9 protein-coding genes are annotated in these 22,186 nt (G+C 72.4%); all 9 read left to right on the top strand.

The features are described from left to right. The first annotated feature begins 52 nt into the window (after positions 1–52). The 9 genes from OG338_RS11850 to OG338_RS11810 all read left to right on the top strand — a co-directional run bounded on the left by OG338_RS11850 (position 53) and on the right by OG338_RS11810 (position 22,145). Entirely contained in the window at positions 53–676 is a 624-nt protein-coding gene (locus OG338_RS11850; RefSeq protein WP_405937296.1) for an FkbM family methyltransferase, read from the top strand. 166 nt (positions 677–842) lie between these two features. Then, positions 843–1,841 carry a 2,3-diaminopropionate biosynthesis protein SbnB gene (sbnB, locus tag OG338_RS11845; RefSeq protein WP_405937295.1) on the top strand — a complete coding sequence of 333 codons (999 nt, stop codon included), beginning with the start codon at positions 843–845 and terminating at the stop codon, positions 1,839–1,841. A 77-nt stretch (positions 1,842–1,918) separates the two neighbouring features. Next, on the top strand, positions 1,919–2,137 hold the full coding sequence (locus tag OG338_RS11840) for an MbtH family protein (protein ID WP_405937294.1): 219 nt from the start codon (positions 1,919–1,921) through the stop codon (positions 2,135–2,137). A gap of 42 nt (positions 2,138–2,179) precedes the next feature. Next, positions 2,180–7,291: an amino acid adenylation domain-containing protein gene (locus tag OG338_RS11835; protein ID WP_405937293.1), complete on the top strand. Its 5,112-nt coding sequence runs from the start codon at positions 2,180–2,182 to the stop codon at positions 7,289–7,291. Then, the gene (locus OG338_RS11830) at positions 7,288–18,120 is read left to right on the top strand and encodes an amino acid adenylation domain-containing protein (RefSeq protein WP_405937292.1); all 10,833 of its coding nucleotides are present in this window, start codon (positions 7,288–7,290) and stop codon (positions 18,118–18,120) included. The genes OG338_RS11835 and OG338_RS11830 overlap by 4 nt, the downstream gene beginning before the upstream one ends. Before the next feature lie 85 nt (positions 18,121–18,205). Beyond that, positions 18,206–19,129: an ornithine carbamoyltransferase gene (locus tag OG338_RS11825; RefSeq protein ID WP_405937291.1), complete on the top strand. Its 924-nt coding sequence runs from the start codon at positions 18,206–18,208 to the stop codon at positions 19,127–19,129. Continuing rightward, complete coding sequence (locus tag OG338_RS11820) at positions 19,126–20,445, top strand: MFS transporter (protein WP_405937290.1); 1,320 nt, start codon at positions 19,126–19,128, stop codon at positions 20,443–20,445. Before OG338_RS11825 ends, OG338_RS11820 begins: the two co-directional genes overlap by 4 nt. Beyond that, the gene (locus OG338_RS11815) at positions 20,402–21,202 is read left to right on the top strand and encodes a thioesterase II family protein (protein ID WP_405937289.1); all 801 of its coding nucleotides are present in this window, start codon (positions 20,402–20,404) and stop codon (positions 21,200–21,202) included. The genes OG338_RS11820 and OG338_RS11815 overlap by 44 nt, the downstream gene beginning before the upstream one ends. Positions 21,203–21,206: 4 nt before the next feature. After that, a complete protein-coding gene (locus OG338_RS11810) occupies positions 21,207–22,145 on the top strand; it encodes a TauD/TfdA family dioxygenase (RefSeq protein WP_405937288.1) in 939 nt (312 codons plus the stop codon). The last annotated feature ends 41 nt before the right edge of the window (positions 22,146–22,186 follow it).

Genomic DNA, 22,186 nt, shown 5'->3' with positions numbered 1-22,186 from the left:
GGCGTACGACCGGGCGGCACGGGGGTTGTGGGACGGGAGCACGGTCATCGACGTGGGCGCCAACATCGGACTGTTGTCGGTTCTCTGCGCGCGCACCCGGGCGCACGTCCGCGTCATCGCGGCCGAGCCGGCGGCCGAACTGCATGCCTGTCTGGTGCGCAATCTCACCGAGCACGCGGCGCCGGGCTGGGCGGCGGAGTGTGCGGCCGTCGCGGAGCAGCCCGGCCGACTGCGCTTCACGTACTACCCCGAGGCCCCCGGCAACTCCGGACTCCACGCCGACCGGGCCGCCGACGACGAGATCACCCTGACCTTCCTGCGCAACAGCGGGGTGGGTCCCGAGGACGCCGCTGAACTGGTCGAAGGCCTGCACGAGGGCGTCGAGTCCACCGTCCCCGCCGTGACCGTCTCCCACCTGCTGCGCCGCCACGCCGTCCCCCGCGTCGACCTTCTCAAGGTCGATGTCGAACGCGCGGAACTGGACGTTCTGCGCGGCATCGAGGACTGCCACTGGCCCCTGATCCACATGGTGGTGGCCGAGGTCCACGACGAGGCCGGCCGCCTCACCGCCGTCCAGGACCTGCTGCACCGCCACGGTTTCACGCTCGAGGTCCGTCAGGATCCCCTCCTGGCGGGCACGAGCCTGTACGAGCTGGAGGCCGTACGGCGGCGATGACCCCGCTGCGCGGGGCCCGGCACAGCGGGAGGGACGTATAGGGCGCATATAGCGCCGGAGCCCACCATCGCTGCATCGCTGCAGGCTGTGTCCTCACCGCCTCCGGCCATTTCTCGCCATCGTCCCTGGTTCCTGTCCTCGCCCGTCCCGCAGAGAAGGAAACCCCATGCTGGTCCTCCGGCGCACCGATGTGGCGGATGTGCTGTCCGGTCGGGAGACGGAGATCATCCGCCTCGTCGCCGACACCTACCGGTTGCACGACGCCGGGCAGACGTCCCTGCCGCACTCGACGTTCCTGCGCTTCCCCGAAGAGCACCACCGCGGCGACCGGATCATCGGCCTGCCGGCCTACCGCGGCGGCGAGCGTCCGGCGGCCGGGATGAAGTGGATCGCCTCCTTCCCGGGCAACGTCTCTGCCGGCACCGAGCGCGCCAGTGCCGCCATCGTGCTCAACTCCCTCCACCACGGCCGCCCGGTCGCGTTCGTCGAGGGCGCCGTGATCTCGGCCAAACGCACCGCCGCGAGCGCCGCGCTCGCCGCTGCGGAGCTCACCGTCGAGCGGCCCCCGGCCTCCGTGCTGCTGATCGGCTGCGGCGTGATCAACCTGGAGATCCTGCGCTTCCTGGCCGCCGCCCTGCCCGGGCTGCGCGAGGCCGCCCTGTACGACACCGACCCGGCCCGTGCCGAAGCGTTCGCCGACCGCTGCGCCGAGGCCGCGCCCGAGGTGAAGGCCCGCCCGGTGACCGACCTGGCGGCGGCCCTCGGCGAGCACCGGCTGGTGTCGCTGGCCACCACCGCGGCCGCCCCGCACATGGACCTGACCGCATGCGGCCCGGACACCACCGTGCTGCACGTCTCGCTGCGCGACCTGACGGCCGGGGCGATCCGTGACGCGGTCAACGTGGTCGACGACACGGACCACGTCTGCCGTGAGCGCACCTCCCTCGACCTGGCCCAACAGGCCGCCGGGAACCGGGGCTTCGTCGCCGCCGAGATCGGCGCGCTGCTGCGCGGCACCGCGACCCTGCACCGAGTACCGGAACGGCCCGTCGTCTACTCCCCGTTCGGCCTCGGAGTGCTCGACATCGCGCTGGCCGAGTACGTGCGCGAGGAGGCCGAACGGCGCGGGCTGGGCGTTCGTGTCGACAACTTCCTGCCGGCCTGAGCGTGACGCCCTGCGCTCGCCCGCCTCTGCCCACCTGCCGACCCCACCCGTCCACTCGTATGCCTGAAGGAGTTCCCATGACCACCGAGCAGACCGAAGGCACCCGCCAGCGCGTGGTGTTCAACGACGAGGAGCAGTACTCGTTGTGGCCCGTCGGGCGGGAGCTGCCCGCAGGCTGGCACGTCGAGGGCACCGAGGGCTCCCGGGAGGAGTGCCTGGCCCGGATCGCAGAGGTGTGGACCGACATGCGCCCGCTGAGCCTGCGCCGCCGCATGGACGAGTCCTCCGCGGCCTGAGTCCGCCGCTGCCCGACACCCAGGTATGTGACAGGAGTTGCCGTGAACGCCGAACTGCTTCCGGAACGTTTCGCCGAGCAGGCGTTCCGTACGCCGCACGCCGTCGCCGTCGTCGACGGCGACCGGGTGGTGACATACGAGGAGCTGGACCGTGCGTCCGCACGCGTGGCCCGCTGCCTCCGGGACCTGGGTGCAGGGCCCGAGACGCTCGTCGGGGTGAGCCTGCCCCGCGGGCTCGACCTGGTGGCCGCGCTGCTCGGTGTGTGGCGGGCCGGCGCGGGCTACGTCCCGCTCGACCCCGCCCAGCCCCCGGCGCGGCTGTCGAGTCTGATCCGCGACTCCGGTGCGGGCCTGGTGCTGGCCGCGCCACAACTGGACGCCGTCGTGCGCGAGGCCGGCGCCCGCCGCGTCGACCCACAGGAGATTCCCGAGGCCGGCGACGCCCCCGAGGACGGTGTCGCCGCGGGGGCCGACAACGTCGCGTACGCCATCTTCACCTCCGGCTCCACCGGCCGCCCCAAGGCCGTGGTCGTCACCCACGCGGGCATTGCCCGTCGTGTGGGTTGGGCCGTGGAGCGGCACGGGTTCGGTCCCGGCGAGCGGGTGCTGCAGAAGACGACCGTCGGCTTCGACGCGGCCGGCTGGGAGATCTTCGCCCCGCTGGTCTGTGGCGGCACAGTGGTGCTGGCCCCGGCGGGTGCCGAGCACGATCCGGCGGCACTGCTGCGTGCGGTCGGCGACTTCGGGGTGACCGTGCTGCAGGTGGTGCCGTCCGTGCTGCGGTTGCTGATGGCGGAGGACGGCTGGGAGCACTGCGGCGCGCTGCGGCTGCTGTTCTCGGCCGGTGAACCCCTGCACGCCGAACTGGTCGCCCGGGTGCGGGAGAAGGTCGGCGAGGACGTCGAGGTGTGGAACACCTACGGTCCGACCGAGTGTTCCATCGACGTCACCGCGCAGCGGGCCGACCCGTCCGTCACCACTGGCGCGGTGCCCATCGGCCGCCCGCTGCCCGGCACCAAGCTACTCGTCCTCGACGTGAACGGCACGCCGGTCCCGGTGGGCGTTCCCGGCGAGCTGTACGTCGGCGGCCCGCAGGTCGCGCGCGGTTACGCGGGCCGGCCCGGGCTGACCGCCGAGCGGTTCGTGCCCGACCCGTACGCCACCGAGCCCGGCGCCCGTCTGTACCGCACCGGCGACCAGGTGCGCTGGCGTGCCGACCACACCCTGGAGTACAGGGGCCGCCTCGACGACCAGGTGAAGGTCAACGGGGTGCGCATCGAGCCGGGCGAGATCGAGGCCGCGCTCGCCGCCCACCCGTCGGTCACCGGCGCGGTCGTCATCGCGTATCCGGCGGAGGACGGCGGCAAGCGGCTGGCCGCGCATCTCACGGTGAGCGCCGCAGTGGACGCCGGCGAGCTGCGCGTGTTCCTGGCCGAGCGACTGCCCGACAGCCATGTGCCCTCCTTCTTCCACACGCTCGACACCTTCCCGCAGTTGCCCAACGGGAAGGTGAACCGCGCCGCGCTGCCCAGCGCCGAGGAGACTGCCGCCGCCCGGGAGCCGGAGCACACCGCCCCGCGCGACGCCGCTGAGGAGATGGTGGCCGGCGTCTGGTCCGAACTGCTCGGAAAGGAACGAATTGGCGCGTTCGACGACTTCTTCGCCCTGGGCGGCACCTCGCTGCAGCTCACCCGGCTGGCGGCGCGACTGCGGGCCGCGACCAGCGAGAAGGTCTCGCTGCGGGGTCTCTTCGCGGCTACGACGGTCGAGGCCCAGGCCAAGCTGCTCGCCGTGCCCCCGGCAGGGACTCAGTCCGGCCAGACGGTCACCGCCACGACCACGACCCCAACAGGCACCGCGGTCGACGCCCTGACCACCGCTGGGGCGGGTGCCCTGGCCGACGACAAGCCCGACATCCTCCCCGTGCCGCGCTCCGGTGAGCTTCCGCTCTCCTCCGGTCAGCGTCGCCTGTGGTTCCTGGACCGGATGCACCCCGGCAGCCCCGAGTGGGTGGCCCCGCTGTTTCTGAGGCTGCCTGCCGGCTTGGAGCCGGAGACGGTGGGCCGCGCCCTGGACGCGCTGGCCGCCCGGCACGAGCCGCTGCGCACCCGGTACCGCGCCGAGGTCGGCGAGCCCCGTCAGATCATCGACGCCCCGGGCACCGCCCGGATCGATCTGCGCGTCGAGGACGCCGGGCGCGCGGAGGTGCCCGAGCTGTTCGGCGAGCAGTTCGCGCGCGGCTTCGACCTGGCCGAGGGACCGCTGTGGCGGGCGCTGCTGGTGCGGCTGCCCGGCGAGGACCACTTGTTGTTGTTGACGCTGCACCACATCACCTGCGACGGCTGGTCGACGGTGGTCCTGGACCGCGAGCTGCGCGAGCTGTGCGCCGCGTACCAGGACGGCCGCGAACCCGTGCTGCCCGCTCTGACCGTGCAGTACGCCGACTACGGAGCCTGGCAGCACGCCCGGCTCACCGAGGGGGCCGTCGAGCGCGAGCTGGCCCACTGGCGGACCGCCCTCGACGACATCGGCCCGCTCGACCTGCCGGCCGACCGGCCCCGGCCCGCGGTCCGCGACCCGCGCGGCGCGATGGTCCCCTTCCGGGTCCCGGCCGAGACGGCCGCCGGTCTGGCCGAGCTGGGGCGGGCGCACGGTGCGACCCCGTTCATGGCGCTGCTGACGGCGTACGCCACGCTCCTGGCTCGCTACAGCGGCCAGTGGGACGTGCCCGTCGGCACCCCGGTGGCCGGCCGCACCCGGTTCGAGACCGAGAACATGGTCGGTTTCTTCCTCAACTCCCTGGTGGTGCGCTGCGCGCTGTCCACCGAACTGACCTTCGCCGAGGCCCTGCGACGGGTCCGGGACGCCGCCCGCATGGCCTTCGTCCATCAGGAGCTGCCCTTCGAGCGGCTCGTGGACGAGCTCCAGCCCGAGCGCGACCTGTCCCGCACACCGCTCTACCAGGCTGCCTTCGACCTGCACAGCGAGGGCGTGACGTCCGTCGGCACCGGCGCCGCGGACCTGACAGCGTTCACCGAGGCATGGCAGGTTGCGAAGACCGACCTGTCGCTGTTCATGCGGCGGACCGCCGAGGGTGCGCTGGACGGTGTCCTGGAGTACGCGACCTCGCTGTTCGAGCGGGCCACCGCCGAGCGGATGGCCGGCCACTTCCTCACGCTGCTCGACCGTGTCGCGCAGCACCCCGAAACGCCCCTCGGCGAGCTGGAGCTGCTCGGCGACGAGGAGCGCCGTCTGCTGGTCGCCGAGTGGAACGACACCGCGTGCGGGTACGACGAGCGCACCGTCGTCGAGCGTTTCGAGGAGCAGGCCCGCACCGCCCCCGAGCGCACAGCCCTGGCCTTCGGCGCCCGAACCGTCCGGTACGGAGAGCTGGACACCGCCGCCAACCGGCTCGCCCACCAGTTGCGCACTCTGTGCGACGGCGCCGAGTCCCGTGTCGCGGTCCTGCTCGACCGGGGCCCGGAGCTGGTGACCGCGCTGCTTGCGGTGTGGAAGGCCGACAGCGCCTACGTGCCGGTCGACCCGTCGTACCCGGCGGAGCGCATCGCCACGATGTGCGAGGCGGCCGGGGTACGGGCCGTGGTGACCTCCTCGGCGTACGAGAACCGGTTCACCGTGCCCGGGCTGCGGGTGCTGCGGGTCGATGCCGACGCGGCCGAGATCGCCGTACGGCCTGCCGACGCGCCCGCACGCACCAGGGACCTGGACCGGCTGGCGTACACCGTCTTCACCTCGGGCTCGACCGGCACGCCCAAGGGCGTCGAGGTCACCCACCGGGGGCTGACCAATCATGTGGCCTGGGCCGCGCGGGAGCTGGCGGCCCATGACTTCGGCGGCGCGGCGCTGTTCTCCTCGGTCGCCTTCGACCTCGTGGTGCCGAACCTGTGGGCGCCCCTGGTCAGCGGTCAGCGGCTGTTCCTGCTGCCGCAGGACACGGACATGTCCGAGCTGGGCAAGTGCCTCGCGGAGGCCGCCCCCTTCAGTTTCCTGAAGCTGACGCCGGGGCATCTGGACATCCTCGCCCACCAGCTCACCCCCGCCCAGGCGGGCGCACTCGCCCCGGTCATGGTGGTGGCGGGCGAGCCGTTCACCAGTGACACGCTCGCGCGCTGGCGGGATTTGGCACCGGACATGACGCTGATCAACGAGTACGGGCCGACCGAGGCGTCCGTCGGAACCTCCGTCCACCCAGTGCCCCCCGAGGACGCCGGGCCGGTTCCGGACATCCTGCCGATCGGGCGGCCGCTGCCCAACATGACGATGTACGTGCTGGACGCGGCGATGCGGCCGGTCCCGGTCGGCGTGGCCGGGGAGCTGTACGTGGGCGGCACGGGCGTCGCCCGGGGTTACGCGGGCCGGCCCGGGCTGACCGCCGAGCGGTTCGTGCCCGACCCGTACGCCGCCGAGCCCGGTGCCCGCCTCTACCGCACCGGGGACCTGGTCCGCCGCCTGCCCGACGGCACCGTGTCCTTCCTGGGCCGACTGGACGACCAGGTCAAGATCCGCGGCTACCGCGTCGAGCTCGGCGAGATCCAGGCCGTGGTGGCAGCGCACTCCGCCGTGCGCGAGGCCGTGGTCGTCGTCCACCGGCCGGAGGGCGGCGAGCCCGCGCTGGCCTGCTATGCGGTGCCCGCCGAGCCCGGCACCGAACTGCCCGACCTCGCCGCGCACTGTGCGCCACGGCTGCCGGAGTACATGATCCCGGCGACCTTCACCGCGCTGGAGGCCGTCCCGGTCAACGCCAACGGCAAGGTGGACCGCAGGGCGCTGCCCGCACCCGGGCTGCCCGACGGCGACGCGCACGTCCCGCCGCGTGGCCCGGTGGAGGAGGCCGTCGCGGAGATCTGGGCCGAGCTACTCGGTGTCCAGGCCGGGGCGCACGACAACTTCTTCCACCTCGGTGGCAATTCGATTCTCGCGATCCGCCTCATCTCCCGGATCCAGCAGGAGTACGGGATCGACTTCGCCGTCCGCACGGTCTTCGAGGGCCCGACGGTCGCCCAGCTCGCGGCCGCCGTCGAGGAGCTCGTCGCCGCAGAGGTGGCCGCGCTGTCCGACGCCGAACTGCTGAACGCCGTCGGCACCCTTCCCACCGCTGACACCACATCGCGGAGCAAGGAGCACCTGGCATGAGCACCGGGAACATGGACACACCCGTCGTTTCGGGCACCGATGCCGACGCGCTCCGTGCTGAGCTGCTGCGCCGCCGCCTCGCCGGCGGCCGTGCCGCCGCACCGCGCCGTACGGGGATTCCGCGCGCCGAACGCAGTGCCTCGCTGCCGCTGTCGTACGGGCAGCAGCAGATGTGGTTCCTCAGCCGGCTGGAGCCCGACAGCCCGGAGTACCTGGTGCCGCTGGTGTTGCGGCTGCGCGGCCCGCTCGACGCCGATGCCCTGGACCGGGCCTGGCAGGGGGTGGTGGAGCGGCACGAGATCCTCCGCACCCGCTACGTCCTGCGGGACGACGAGCCGGTCCAGGTCGTCGACGCCCCCGGTCCGCTGCCGCTGGCACGTTCTCAGGCCGCGGACGACGAGGCGGCGCAGGCCCTGGTCGAGGCGGACCTGTCCCGCACCTTCGATCTGGGCCGCGACTGGCCGGTGCGGGGCCGGCTGATCCGGATGTCAGCCGACGAGCACGTGCTCGCGGTGGTCTTCCACCACATCGCCTGCGACGCGTGGTCCACCCAGGTCTTCGGCCAGGAATTGAGCGAGCTGTACAACGGTGCGGCCCCGGCCCCGCTCGCCGTGCAGTACGCCGACTACGCGGCCTGGCAGCGCGAGCAGCTCACTCAAGACGTGATGACACGTCATATCGATAACTGGAAAGAGCGGCTGGCGGACCTCGCCCCGCTCGATCTGCCCGCGGATCGGTCGCGTCCGGCGGTGCGGGACGGTGCGGGAGCCGCGGTGCCGTTCGAGGTGCCGGAACCGCTCGCGGCCCAGCTACGCGAGCTGGCGGCCGCCCAGGACAGCACACTGTTCATGCTGTTTCTCGCCGCCTACCAGACCCTGCTGGCCCGCTACACGGGCCGCACCGACATCGCGGTCGGCACCGTGGTCTCCGGTCGGGGCCGCCCGGAGCTGCAGCAGTTGATCGGTTACGGCATCAACACCCTGGTGATGCGCGGCGACCTGTCCGGCGACCCGGCGTTCACCGAGCTGCTCGCCCGCACCCGCGCCACGGTGCTGGACGCATACGATCACCAGGAGTTGGCCTTCGCCCGGGTCGTCGAGGCGATCGGGCCGGAGCGCGACCTGTCGCGCACCCCGCTGTTCCAGGTCGCGTTCACCCTGCACGGCGACCGGGACGCCGCGTTCGAGCTGCCCGGCATCGAGGTGTCGCCCTTCGAGGGCTCGGGCCGGTTCGCCAAGTTCGACCTGGACCTGCAGTTGCGCGAGGGCGGGGACGGGTCGCTCGGCGGGCACCTGGAGTACGCGACGGCGCTGTTCGACCGTACGACCGTGGAGCGGTTCCGCGGCCATCTGCTGCGCCTGCTCGCCGGCGTCGCCGCTGCCCCCGGAGCGCGACTGTCCGTGCTGGAGATCATCGGGGACGAGGAGCGGGCCATGCTGATCAGCCCGGCCGAACAGCCGCGTCCGGTGACCCGCCGCGTGCACGAGCTGTTCGAGGAACAGGCCACGCGCACCCCGAACCGCGTCGCCGTCTCCTTCGCGGGGACCGCTCTGACGTATGCCGAACTCAGCGCCCGCGCCAACCGCATCGCCCACGCCTTGATCGCCAAGGGGGCGGGCCCGGAGACCCTGGTCGGTCTCAGCCTGGAGCGCGGCATCGAGCTGATGCCGGCACTGCTCGGCATCCTGAAGTCCGGTGCCGCGTACCTGCCGCTGGACCCGGCCAACCCTGCGGACCGGATCGCCTACATCGTGGACGATGCCCGGGCCTCCGTCGTCGTCACCACGCGAGCCCACGCCGGGCTGTTCACCGGGGAGCTGCTGCTGCTCGACGGGGACGCGGAACTCATCGCGGCCCAGCCGGACACCGCCCCGGCCGTCGCCGGCAGCCCGGAGAACCTGATCTACACGATCTACACCTCGGGTTCGACCGGCAGGCCCAAGGGAGTCGCGCTCACCCACAGCAACGTGGTCCGCCTCATGGACCGCGGCCACGAGCACTTCGCCTTCGCCGAGACGGACGTGTGGACACTGTTCCACAGCTACGCCTTCGACTTCTCGGTGTGGGAGATGTGGGGAGCACTGCTCTACGGCGGTCACCTCGTCGTGGTCCCGGACTCCGTCGTGCGCTCCCCGGAGGACTTCCTCGACCTCCTGGCGCGCGAACGGGTCACCTTCCTGAACCAGACGCCAACCGCGTTCCGCGCCCTGGTCGGCACCGACGCCGGGCCGGCCCTGCGTGCGGTGGTCTTCGGAGGCGAGAAGCTGGAGGTCTCCGATCTACGGCCGTGGGCCGAGCGGTTCGGTCTGGAGCGGGTCGCCCTGGCCAACATGTACGGGATCACCGAGACCACGGTCCACACCACCTACCACCGCGTGACCGGGCAGGACCTCGACTCGCCGGGGGCCAGTCCGGTCGGCCGTCCGCTGGCGGACCTGAGCGTGTGTCTGCTGGACGCGGACGGCCGACCCGTGCCGGTGGGCGTACCCGGCGAGATCTGCGTGGGCGGCGCCGGTGTGGCGCGTGGCTACCTCAACCGGCCGCGGTTGACCGCGGAGCGGTTCGTGCCCGACCCGTACGGGCCGCCCGGGTCCCGCCTGTACCGGAGCGGTGACCTGGCCCGCCGGCTCTCGGACGGGCGGCTGGAGTTCGTCGGCCGCATCGACGACCAGGTCAAGATCCGCGGTTTCCGCATAGAACCAGGCGAGATCGAGACCTCGCTGGCCGCCCACCCGGACGTGCGGGACGCGGTCGTGCTGGTGCGCGAGGACACTCCCGGCGACAAGCGGCTGGTCGCGTACGTGACCCCGGCCGACGGGGTCGCGCCGGTGCCGGCTGCCCTTCGCTCCCACCTGGCGAGCCGACTACCCGCCTACATGGTCCCGGCGGCGTTCGTCGCCCTGGACGCGCTGCCGTTGACGACCAACGGCAAGCTCGACAAGCGGGCGTTGCCCGCGCCCGGCCGGGAGGCCCTGGGGCCGACGGGGTCCGTCGCCCCACGCACGGTTGCCGAGGAGCGCATCGCCGCCGTGTGGGCGGATGTCCTGGGCCTGGAACAGGTCGGCGTCGAGGACAGCTTCTTCGACGTGGGCGGGCATTCCATCCGTGCCGTCGCCCTCGTGGGCCGGCTGCGGGCCATCGGCTACGACCTCGCGGTGCGCGACGTCTTCGAGCACCGCACCGTCGCCCGCATCGCCGAACTGGTCACCGGCCGTCCGGCGCCGACCGGCGCCGGACGCACGGTGGAACCATTCGCACTGATCACGGCTGAGGACGTGGCCCGCCTCCCGGAGGGCGTCGTCGACGCGTACCCGCTGTCTCAGGTGCAGCTCGGCATGGTCGTGGAAATGCTGACCGACGACGGCAGGCACCCGTACCACAACGCCACGTCGTTCCGGATCCGCGACGAGAAGCCGTTCTCCGCGCAGGCGCTGCGTGCGGCCGCCGACGTGGTCGCCGCCCGCCATGACGTCCTGCGTACCTCCTTCGATCTGACCGGCTGCTCCGTACCGATGCAGATGGTGCACGCGACCGCGGAACTGCCGGTCGGCGTGCGTGACGTCTCCCACCTGTCCGAGGGCCAGCTCCTCGCGGAACTGCGGGAGTTCGTCCGACAGGAACGCGCTGCCCTGTTCGATCTCGCGACGCCGCCGCTGCTGCGCCTGCACGCGCACGTGGCCGGTAACGGGAGCTGGTGGATCACCAACACCGAGTGCCACGCGATCCTGGACGGGTGGAGCCACCACTCGCTGCTGATGGAGATCCTGGAGGAGTACGGCCGCATCCGCGACAGCCGGGAGCCCGCCGGGTCCCGCGCCCCGGCTGTCCGGTTCGCCGACTTCATCGCCGCGGAACTGGACGCCCTGGGCTCGGAGGAGTCCCGTGCCTACTGGCAGTCCGTCGTCGACGGCTACCCGCCGCTGACCGTGCCCGCCGCGTGGCGCGGTGACCCGGACGATGCCGGTGCCCCCCGGCGCGTCCCCGTGCCCTTCCACGACCTGGAGGACAGGCTGCGCGCACTGGCCTCCCGGGCGGGGGCCTCGCTCAAGAGCGTGCTGTACGCGGCCCACCTGAAGACGCTCAGCATGCTCACGCAGGAGGAGCGCTTTCTCACCGGCCTGGTGTGCAACGCACGGCCCGAGGTGCTCGGCGCCGACCGGGTCTACGGCATGCACCTGAACACGCTGCCGTTCGCGTACGACCGTTCCGCGGCAACCTGGCGCGAGCTGGTCGCCGCCGTCTTCGCCCGCGAGGTCGAACTCTGGTCGCACCGCACCTACCCGATGCCGGTCATCCAGCGGGAGCTCGCCGACACCGAGCGGCTGGTCGAGATGCGGTTCAGCTATCACGACTTCGACCAGGTCGACCACGACCAGGTCGACTACCTGGCGAGCATCGACGACAGCCCCACGGAGTTCTCGCTCGGCGTCTCGGCCCGCATCGGCCACCTCGTCCTCACCGCCTCCCCGCGCGCCCTGAGCCGCAGTGCCACGGACCGGCTCGCACAGATGTTGCGCCAGGTCCTGGAGGCGATGGCCGCGGACCCCGAGGGCGACGCCCAGGTCACCTTTCTGCCCGAGGGCGAGCGGGAGCGGCAGACGACGGAGTGGAACGACACCGCGCACGAGGCCGAGACCGCCTCTGTGCTCCAGATGTTCGAGGCGCAGGCCGCGCGCACCCCGGACGCGGTCGCCGTCGAGCACGCGGGTGCCACCGTCTCCTACGCCGACCTCGACACCGATGCCAACCGACTCGCCCACCACCTGCGCGGCCTCGGCGTCACAGCCGAGTCTCGGGTGCTGGTCCGGCTGGACCGCGGCCCCGATCTGCTGACCGCCCTGCTCGCGGTATGGAAGGCGGGCGGCGCCTACGTTCCGGCCGACCCGTCCTACCCGGCGGCCCGGGTCACCGCCGTGCGGGAGGCGTCCGCAGCCGTGGTGACGCTCAGTGAGCTGCCGGACCTCGCCGGGCTGCCTGCGACCGCGCCGGTGCGGGTGGACGATCTGGACCGGCTGGCCTATGTCATCTTCACCTCCGGTTCCACCGGTACGCCCAAGGGCGTCGAGGTCACCCACCGGGGCTTGGTCAACCACGTGGCCTGGGCGGCCCGCGAACTCGCCGTGCGCGGCACGGGGGGCGCCCCGCTGTTCTCCTCGGTCGCCTTCGACCTGGTCGTCCCCAACCTGTGGGCACCGCTCGTGACCGGGCAGGCCGTACACACGGTGGGGCAGCACGTCACCCTGGCCGACCTGGGCGAACACCTGCTCGCCTCAGGACCGTACAGCTTCGTCAAGCTCACCCCGGGGCACCTCGACATCCTGGCCCAGCAGCTCACCACCGAACAGGCGGCCGCGCTGGCGCCGGTGCTGGTGGTGGCCGGCGAGGCATTCACCCGCGCCACGCTGGAGCGCTGGAGGGCACTCGCCCCGGACACCGAACTGATCAACGAGTACGGTCCGACCGAGGCGTCCGTCGGTTCCACGGTCTTCCCGGTGACGGAGCCGGCCGGCCGCGAGGTGGTCCCGATCGGGCGTCCGCTGCCGAACACGCGGACGTACGTGCTGGATTCGGCGATGTATCCGGTGCCGGTGGGTGTGCCGGGCGAGCTGTATGTCGGTGGCACGGGCGTGGCGCGTGGGTACGCGGGCCGCCCCGACCTGACCGCGGAGCGCTTCGTGCCCGATCCGTACGGGGAGGTGCCGGGTGCCCGTTTGTACCGCACCGGTGACCTGGTCCGTCAGCTTGCCGACGGTGTCGTCGAGTTCCTCGGCCGCATCGACGACCAGGTCAAGATCCGCGGCTACCGCGTCGAGCTGGGCGAGATCCAGGCCGTTCTCACCACACACCCCGCGGTCCGCGAGGCGTTCCTCACCGTCCACGAGGATGCGCTGACGGCGTACTACGCGCCGGCCGACGCGGCCGCCGACTCCGTACGGGCCCATCTGGCCGACCGGCTGCCCGAGTACATGCTGCCCGCGGCCTTCGTGGCCCTGGACACCCTGCCGCTGAACGCCAACGGCAAGGTCGACCGGCGCGCCCTGCCCGCCCCGGACTCCGTCGCGGCTGTGGACGACGGATATGTCGCGCCGCGCACGGCGATCGAGGAGCGGATCGCCGGCATTTGGGCCGAGGTGCTGGGCCGGGAACGGGTCGGTGTGGAGGACGGTTTCTTCGAGATCGGCGGCCACTCCATCCGTGCCGTCGCGCTTGTCGGCGCGCTCCGTTCGGCCGGGTTCGACATCGGGATCAGGGACGTCTTCGAGCACCGCACGGTCGCCGAGCTGAGCGAGTTCCTCACCGGCCGCCCCGCGTGTACGGAGGTGGACGCGCCCGTCGAGCGGTTTGCGCTGATCGGAGCTGAGGACCGGCAGGCGCTCCCGCGCGACGCCGTGGACGCCTACCCGCTGACGCAGGTGCAGCTCGGGATGGTCCTGGAGATGCTGGCGGACGACACCGGGCACGCCTACCACAACGTCTCCTCGTTCCGGATCAGCGAGCCGGAGCCGTTCTCGGAGCGGGCGCTGCGGGTCGCCGCCGCCGTGGTCGCAGTCCGCCATGAGATGCTGCGCACCTCCTTCCACCTCGACGGCTACTCACAGACGCTCCAGGTGGTGCGCGCCGAGGCCGCCGTCCCAGTGGCCGTGCACGACCTGAGGGAGCTGGACGAGACACAACGGCGCGTAGCCGTCAAGGAGTTCGTCAGCCGCGAGCGCGCCGATCTGTTCGACCTGGAACGGGCACCGCTGCTGCGGATGACCGCCCATGTCGAGGACGACGGCTGGCGGCTCGGCCTGACCGTCTGCCACGCCATCACCGAGGGCTGGAGCCACCGGGCACTGCTGATGGAGCTGCTTGACGAGTACCGTCGGGTGCGCGACGGCGGGGAGCCGTCCGAGGCGCCCGCGCCGCCTGTGCGCTACGCCGATTTCGTCGCCGCCGAACTGCGTTCGCTGGAGTCGGAGCAGGACCGGGCGTACTGGCGGCAGGTCACGAGCGGCTACGCGCGCTTCTCCCTGCCGTCGGCCTGGGCCGGCGACCGCACCGCCGAACGGGAACGCTACAGGGTCGCCGTGGAGCTCGGCCCGTACGAGTCGGGGCTGCGCGCGTTGGCCGCCCGGGCCCGCGTCTCGGTCAAGAGCGTGCTGCTGGCCGCGCACCTGAAGGTGCTCAGCCTGCTCACCGAGGAGAGCCGGTTCCACTCGGGCCTGGTGTTCAGCGCCCGCCCCGAGGCACCGGGCGCCGACCGGGTGTACGGCATGTACCTCAACACCCTGCCGTTCGCCTTCGACGCAGACAGCGACCGCACCTGGGAGGAGTTGGTCCGCGAGGTCTTCGCGCACGAGGCGGGCATGTGGGAGCACCGTCGGCACCCGATGCCGGCGATCCAGCACGACGCGGGAGTGGAGCGCCTGCTCGACGTCCGCTTCAGCTACCAGGACTTCGACCACGTCGACACCGAGCGCGTCGACCTGGCCGACAGCTCCGGCGAGGGCGCGACCGAGTTCGACCTGGCGGTTTCGGCGGTCTCCGGCTACCTGCTCATGGCCACGCACACCCACGCACTGTCCCGCGAGAACGCCGACCGGCTCACCGCGCTGTACGCGTCGGTTCTGGCCGCCATGGCTGCCGATCCGACCGGCGACGCCCGCATGGTGCCGCTGCCGTCCGAGGAGCTGGAGCGGCAGCTCGTGACCTGGAACGACACCGCGCACGAGGCGGAGACCGCCACCGTGCTGCAGATGTTCGAGGCGCAGGCCGCCCGTGTCCCCGACGCCCCGGCGGTGACCCTCGGGACGGAAACGGTGACGTACGCCGGACTGGATGCCCAGGCGAATCGGCTGGCGCACGCCCTGCGGGAGCGCGGCGTCGACGCCGAAGCGCGCGTCGCTGTCCAGATGGACCGGGGGCCCTCCCTGATCGCGGCGCTGCTCGCGGTGTGGAAGGCGGGTGGCACGTACGTGCCGATCGACCCGTCCTACCCGGCGGGGCGCGTCGCCTCCATCGTGGCGACCTCGGGTGCCCGGGTGGCGCTCACCTCCGAGGCGTTCGCCGGCCGTTTCGGCTCCCTTGAGGTGCTGCTCGCCGACGCGGACCTCGCCGGGCTGCCTGCGACCGCGCCGGTGCGGGTGGACGATCTGGACCGGCTGGCCTATGTCATCTTCACCTCCGGTTCCACCGGTACGCCCAAGGGCGTCGAGGTCACCCACCGGGGCTTGGTCAACCACGTGGCCTGGGCGGCCCGCGAACTCGCCGTGCGCGGCACGGGGGGCGCCCCGCTGTTCTCCTCGGTCGCCTTCGACCTGGTCGTCCCCAACCTGTGGGCACCGCTCGTGACCGGGCAGCGGGTGTTCGCGGTACCGCAGGACACCGAGCCGGGGCGCCTCGGCCCCGCGCTGCTGGCCGAGGCGCCGTACAGCTTCGTCAAGCTGACCCCGGGCCACCTGGAGCTGCTCGCGGAGCAGCTCACCACCGAGCAGGCGGAAGAGCTGGCGGCGGCGGTGGTGGTGGCGGGTGAGGCGCTGCCCGGCACCACGGCGGACCGGTCACTGGACATCCTCGGCCCGGGTCGTCTGATCAACGAGTACGGTCCGACCGAGGCGTCCGTCGGTTCCACGGTCTTCCCGGTGACGGAGCCGGCCGGCCGCGAGGTGGTCCCGATCGGGCGTCCGCTGCCGAACACGCGGACGTACGTGCTGGATTCGGCGATGTATCCGGTGCCGGTGGGTGTGCCGGGCGAGCTGTATGTCGGTGGCACGGGCGTGGCGCGTGGGTACGCGGGCCGCCCCGACCTGACCGCGGAGCGCTTCGTGCCCGATCCGTACGGGGAGGTGCCGGGTGCCCGTCTGTACCGCACCGGTGACCTGGTCCGTCAGCTTGCCGACGGTGTCGTCGAGTTCCTCGGCCGCATCGACGACCAGGTCAAGATCCGCGGCTACCGCGTCGAGCTGGGCGAGATCCAGGCCGTTCTCACCACACACCCCGCGGTCCGCGAGGCGTTCCTCACCGTCCACGAGCTGGTGCCCGGCGACCGCCGCCCGGTGGCGTACTGGACGGCGGCGGGCGAGGCGGCCCCGGCGCCCGAGGTCCTGGCCGAGCACTGCGCGGTGCGCCTGCCCGAGTACATGCTGCCCGCGGCCTTCGTGGCCCTGGACACCCTGCCGCTGAACGCCAACGGCAAGGTCGACCGGCGCGCCCTGCCGGTGCCCGACCGGGGTGCGCTGCGCACCGGCACGGAGCACGTGCCACCGCGCACGCCGACGGAGAAGGCGCTGGCCGCCATCTGGTCCGAGGTCCTCGGCGTCGAGCAGATCGGCATCCACGACCGCTTCTTCGACCTCGGCGGCCACTCGCTGCTGATGATCAAGGTGCTGGCCGCGGCCCGCGCCGCCGGCCTCGTGGTCTCGATCTACCGCATGTACCAGCACGACACCTTGATCGACCTGGCGGCGGCGGTGGACGCGGACGCGGCCGCCGCGGAGGGTGGGCACGGTGCGGCCCCGGCCGCGTCCCGGGACGCGAGCCCGGCGGACGCGGACGCCACCCGGCTGCAAGCCGCGGCCTCAGGCACCGTCGAGGTGCCGGCCGAATTGCTGGCGCAGTTGCTCCGGCAGGTCGGCGGGGAAGGCGCTGAGCAGACGAGCGAGGCGGTGACGCGGGCCGCCGTGCTGCTCTCCGCCGCGCCGCGGGACCGGGCCCCCGTCACGCCGGGCGGACTCGCCGAGGGCATCGACACCGTCATGACCGAGCATCACGTGCCCGGTGTCGCCCTAGCTGTCATCCGAGACGGCGTGGTTGCGGCCGTCGAGGGCCACGGCGTGCTGGCGGCCGGCAGCGACGCGCCGGTGACGGATCGCACGTTGTTCCAGGTCGGCTCCATCAGCAAGCACGTCACCGCGCTGGGTGTGCTGTGTCTGGTGGACCGGGGAATCGTCGAGCTGGACGCGGACATCGATGACTACCTCACCTCCTGGCACCTCGATGAGGCAGCGGATGCTCCGGGACGCATCAGCCTGCGGATGCTGCTCGGACACCGTGCCGGGCTCGCCCGGCACCGCGGTCCCGGGCGCCGCCCCGGCGAGCCGGTACCGAGCCTGCTCGAGCTGTTGGAGGGCAGGCCACCTGCCACCACCCCGCGGGTGCGCCGCGAGCTGCCGCCGGGGGAGGTGTTCCGTAAGAGCAGCACGCACTACTGGGTGGTCCAGCAGGTGCTGGAGGACGTCACGGGCGAGCCGTTCGAGCCACTGATGCGGGGTCTCGTGCTAGACCCGCTCGGTCTCACCGACAGCAGCTTCGACCAGGATCACCCGCACACCGCCGGCCTGCCCGTGGCCCTCGGCCACGACGTTCACGGCGCCCCGCTCAAGGGCGGCTGGCGCACCCGCGCCCACCTCGCCGCCGCGGGGCTGTGGACGACGGCGGCGGACACGGCCCGGTTCGTGGTCGCGGTGCGGGACGCTCTTCTCGGCGCCCCGGACGCACTGATCCCTCAGGCTCTGGCCCGGGAGCTGCTGGCGGGCGAGACCGGCACGTTCTACGGGCTCGGGACCATCGTCGACGACAGCGGCGACGACCTGGAGTTCGGGCACGGCGGCGAGCCCTCGGGCTACTGGAACATGGCGATCAGCCATCTGCACGGCGGCACCGGATTCGTCGCCCTGACCAATGCCGACTCCGGCAAGTCCGTCGTCCGACAGCTGACCACCGAACTGGGCCGCACGCATGCCGGTTTCGGCAGCGGCCGCCTGGCCTCCGACTGGCGCACGGCCGAGGGCGGCGACGGGCTCCCGGCGGTTCTCGCCCCCGTCGTCACCGAGGAGGAAGGGGCATGACCCCGCGCTCCCCGCACGGGGAGCGCACAGCCCCGCCCGCCACCCATCGGCCGGCCCGCACCCCTGAAGGAAAGAGGAGCAATCCGTGGCACCCGTACGGCACCTGATATCCATCGACGACCTTGACGACGTGGATCTGCAGGCTCTGGTCGCCCGGGGGGCGGAGTTCTCGGCCGGCACCGCCGGCCGGTCGACTCCGCTCGTCGGGGATGTCATGGGCGTCTACTTCAGCAAGACCTCCACCCGTACCCGCACCGCCTTCTCCAGTGGCGCACTGCGTCTGGGCGCGCAGATCATCGCGTACGGCCCGGGCGACCTTCAGCTCAACACCGGTGAGACAAGCGAGGACACCGGGCGGGTGTTGTCCCGCATGCTCGATGTCCTCGTCGCCCGCACCGCGGGCGACCCCGCGGAGATGCGGGCTTGGGCCGCCCAGGACCGGATGGCCGTGATCAATGCGATGAGCGCCGACGAGCACCCCACCCAGGCACTGACCGACCTGACCACGATGCGCCGGCACTTCGGCCGGGTCGAGGGCTTGCGTGTGTTCTACGTGGGCGAGGGCAACAACACCGCCTCCGCGCTATCCCTCGCCCTGACCCGCTTTCCCGGCGTCGAGTTCGAACTGCGCACTCCGCCCGGCTACGGCCTGGCCCCGTCCTACCGCGAGCGCGCGGCCGAGCAGGCCGCACGGTACGGTGCGGTGTTCCGCGAGTGCCACCACATGGACGCGCTGCCCGCCGACCTAGACGTCGTCTACACCACGCGCTGGCAGACCACCGGCACCAGCAAACCCGACCCGGACTGGCGCGCGGTCTTCGCCCCGTTCCAGGTGACCGAGGCGCTGTGGGAGACCAGCCCCAAGGCCGTGTTCATGCACGACCTGCCCGCGCATCGGGGTGACGAGGTCACTGCCGAGGTCCTCGACAGCCCCGCGAGCATCGCCTTCGCGCAGGCCGAGAACAAGATGCACAGTGCGATGGCGGTCCTGGAGTGGTGCCGGGCATGACACCCGTGGAGGACGCCGAGACCGGCGGCGGACCCGCCGCCGGCGCCACGACGGCCGAGGAGGCGGGACCGGACTGTCCACTGCGCCGCAACCGGGACTTCCTGCTGCTGTGGTCGGGGGCGAGCCTGTCCTTTCTGGCCGCCCGGGTCACGGCGGTCGCCTACCCGCTGATCGTGCTGTGGCACACCGGCTCCCCGCTGGCCATGTCCGTGGTGTCCACGGCGGCCCTGCTGCCGCTGCTGCTGGTGCAGTTGCCGGCCGGCGCGATGGTGGACCGCTGGGACCGGCGGCGGCTGATGCTGGTGTGCGAGGCGGGCCGGCTCGCCACGGTCGGCAGCGTCGCGCTCGCCCTCGCGGCGGGCCGGATTACGGTGGCGCACCTGGCGGCCTCGGCCTTCGTCGAGGCGTCCCTCGCGGTGTTCTACCGGCTCGCCGAACGGGGAGCCGTACGCAACCTCGTGCATCCGGCGCACCTGCCCACCGCTCTCGCGCAGAACGAGGCGCGCGGCCGGGCGGCCGGGCTGCTCGGCCAGCCCGGCGGTGTGCTGCTGCAGGCGGCGGCCCGCTGGCTGCCGTTCGCCTTCGGCGTGTTCGGTTATCTGGTCTCGGCCCTCTCCCTACTGCTGATCCACAAGGTCTTCCAGCAGGAAAGCGCCGACCGCACCGGTCGGCGCCGTATGACGACGGAGGTCGCGGAGGGGATACGCTGGGTGTGGCGGCAGCGGTTCCTGCGCGCCGCCCTCGGGTACGTCGCCGGCACCAACGTGCTGTTCCAGATGCTGGCGCTCGCCCTGATCCTGCGGATCAAGGAGGCAGGGCTGCCCTCGGCGACGCTCGCCGTCGTGGTGGGCATCGGCGGCGTCGGCGGCCTGTGCGGAGCGCTCGGGGGCGGCCGGATCCAGCGTCGGATGCGCCAGCGCACGCTGCTCATCGGCGGGGCCGTGTCCTGGACGCTCCTGATCGGCGCCATGGGCTTCACCAGCGAACCGGTGCTGCTGGGCGCGCTGTACGCCGGCACCGGGTTCGTCGGCGCGGTGTTCAACGTCGGCGCGTCCGTCTACCAGGTCCGCACCACCCCCGATGCGCTCCAGGGCCGGGTCGCCGCCACGGCGGGACTCATCGGTTCCGGGACCAACGCACTCGGCTCGTTCGCGGCAGGCATGCTTCTCGCGGCCTGGGGCGCCGAGACCACCATCCACACGATCGCCGCCGCCATGGCCGTACTGGCCCTGTTCGCCGTCCTGGCACCGGATTTGAAGGGAGAGGTCACGGATGACGGGACCGACACGGGCACCGGCAGCGCCACGCGCGGCTGACCGGCTCGGGTGGGAGGACCCGTGGCTCAGGACCTACCCGGCCGCGTCCGGGCGGCCGCCCCGGATTCGGCTGGTGTGCTTCCCGCACGCGGGCGGAACCGCTCAGCTCTTCCACGGCTGGGCGGCACGGCTGCCCAAGGACGTGGAACTGCTCGCAGTCCGCTACCCCGGCCGTCAGGAGCGTCTGTCCGAGCCGTTTGCCGAGGACATGGCCGAGCTCGCCGACGCCGTCACCGCCGCACTGCTGCCCCGCCTCGACCGCCCGCTCGCCCTGTTCGGGCACAGCATGGGCTCGACCGTCGCCTACGAGACCACCCTGCGGCTGGAGTCCCGGCACGGGGTCGTGCCGCGTCGGCTGATCGTCTCGGCCCGCTCGGCGCCCCACCGGATCCGCCGCACCGGCCTGTACCTGCGCGGCGACGACGAACTGCTCGCCGGGGTACGCCGGCTGGGCTCGCTGGGCTCCGAGGCGTACGACATCCCCGAGCTGCGCGAACTGCTGCTGCCCGCGCTGCGCGCCGACTACCGGCTTGTCGAGAACTACCGCCCCGCGTCACCACCCGTGCCGACGCAGGCCCCGATCACCGCGTGTCTCGGGCTCCAGGACCCCGGCTGCGACCCCGACTCCGTACTGGCCTGGTCCGAGCTGACCCGGGCCGATGACTTCGCCCTGCGTACCTACCCGGGCGACCACTTCTACCTCGCCCCCCGTGAGGCGGAGCTGGTCGCCGACATCACCAAGGATCTGGAGGCATGAACCGATGACACAGACCGACATCTGGACCCCGCTGGAGATCGAGGCCGAGTTCGGCGGTGACGCCGGTGAAATCGTCGCCCGTCTCAAGGACATGGGGCCGCAGGAGCTGACCCGGCTGCTGACGGAGGAGAAGGGCCTGGTCTTCCGCGGCTTCGGGGTAACCCCCGACCACCTGGATGAGGTGCTGGACCTGCTGCTGCCCAACCGACTCGCCTATGTGCACGGCAACTCGCCGCGCACCAAGGTCGGCAGCAACGTCTACACCTCCACCGAGTACCCGCAGGAGTTCACCATCTCGATGCACAACGAGATGAGCTACGCCCACGCCTGGCCGTCCCGTCTCGCTTTCTACTGCCAGATCCAGCCGGGCAGCGGCGGCGCCACCCCGGTGGTGGACGCGGCACTGTGGCTGAACTCCCTGGACGCCGAGGTGCGCGAGGCTTTCGCGGGCGGCGTGCGCTATGTGCAGAACCTGCACGACGGCTACGGCCTGGGCAAGAGCTGGCAGGACACCTTCGAGACGACCAGCCGCGTGGACGTGGAGGCGTTCCTCGACCCGACCGGCGCCACTTGGGAGTGGCGGGCCGACGGCGGGCTGCGCGTCTCCTCGGTGCGCCCGGCCACCACCCGCCATCCGGTCACTGACACGGAGGTGTGGTTCAACCAGTCCGACCAGTGGCACCCGGCCGGCCTCGGCGACGACACCGCGGCCGCCCTGGTGCAGATCATGCCCGAGGACGACCTGCCGCAGAACGTCACCTTCGCCGACGGCAGCCCCATCCCGGCCGCGTACGTCGAGCAGATCCGCGACCGCGGCCTGGAGCACGCAGTCGACGTCGACTGGCGCACCGGGGACCTGCTGGTGATCGACAACGTCCTGCTGGCCCATGGCCGCCGCCCCTTCACCGGCGAGCGCCGGGTCCTGGTCGCGATGTCGGACTGACCGTCCCGCTCCGCCCCCGCCCGACCCACCGATGAACGGAC

Source organism: Streptomyces sp. NBC_00726 (assembly GCF_045161735.1).
GTDB lineage: Bacteria > Actinomycetota > Actinomycetes > Streptomycetales > Streptomycetaceae > Streptomyces.
The sequence above is the reverse complement of the archived record's forward strand: the minus strand, read 5'-3'. Positions and strand labels throughout refer to the sequence as shown.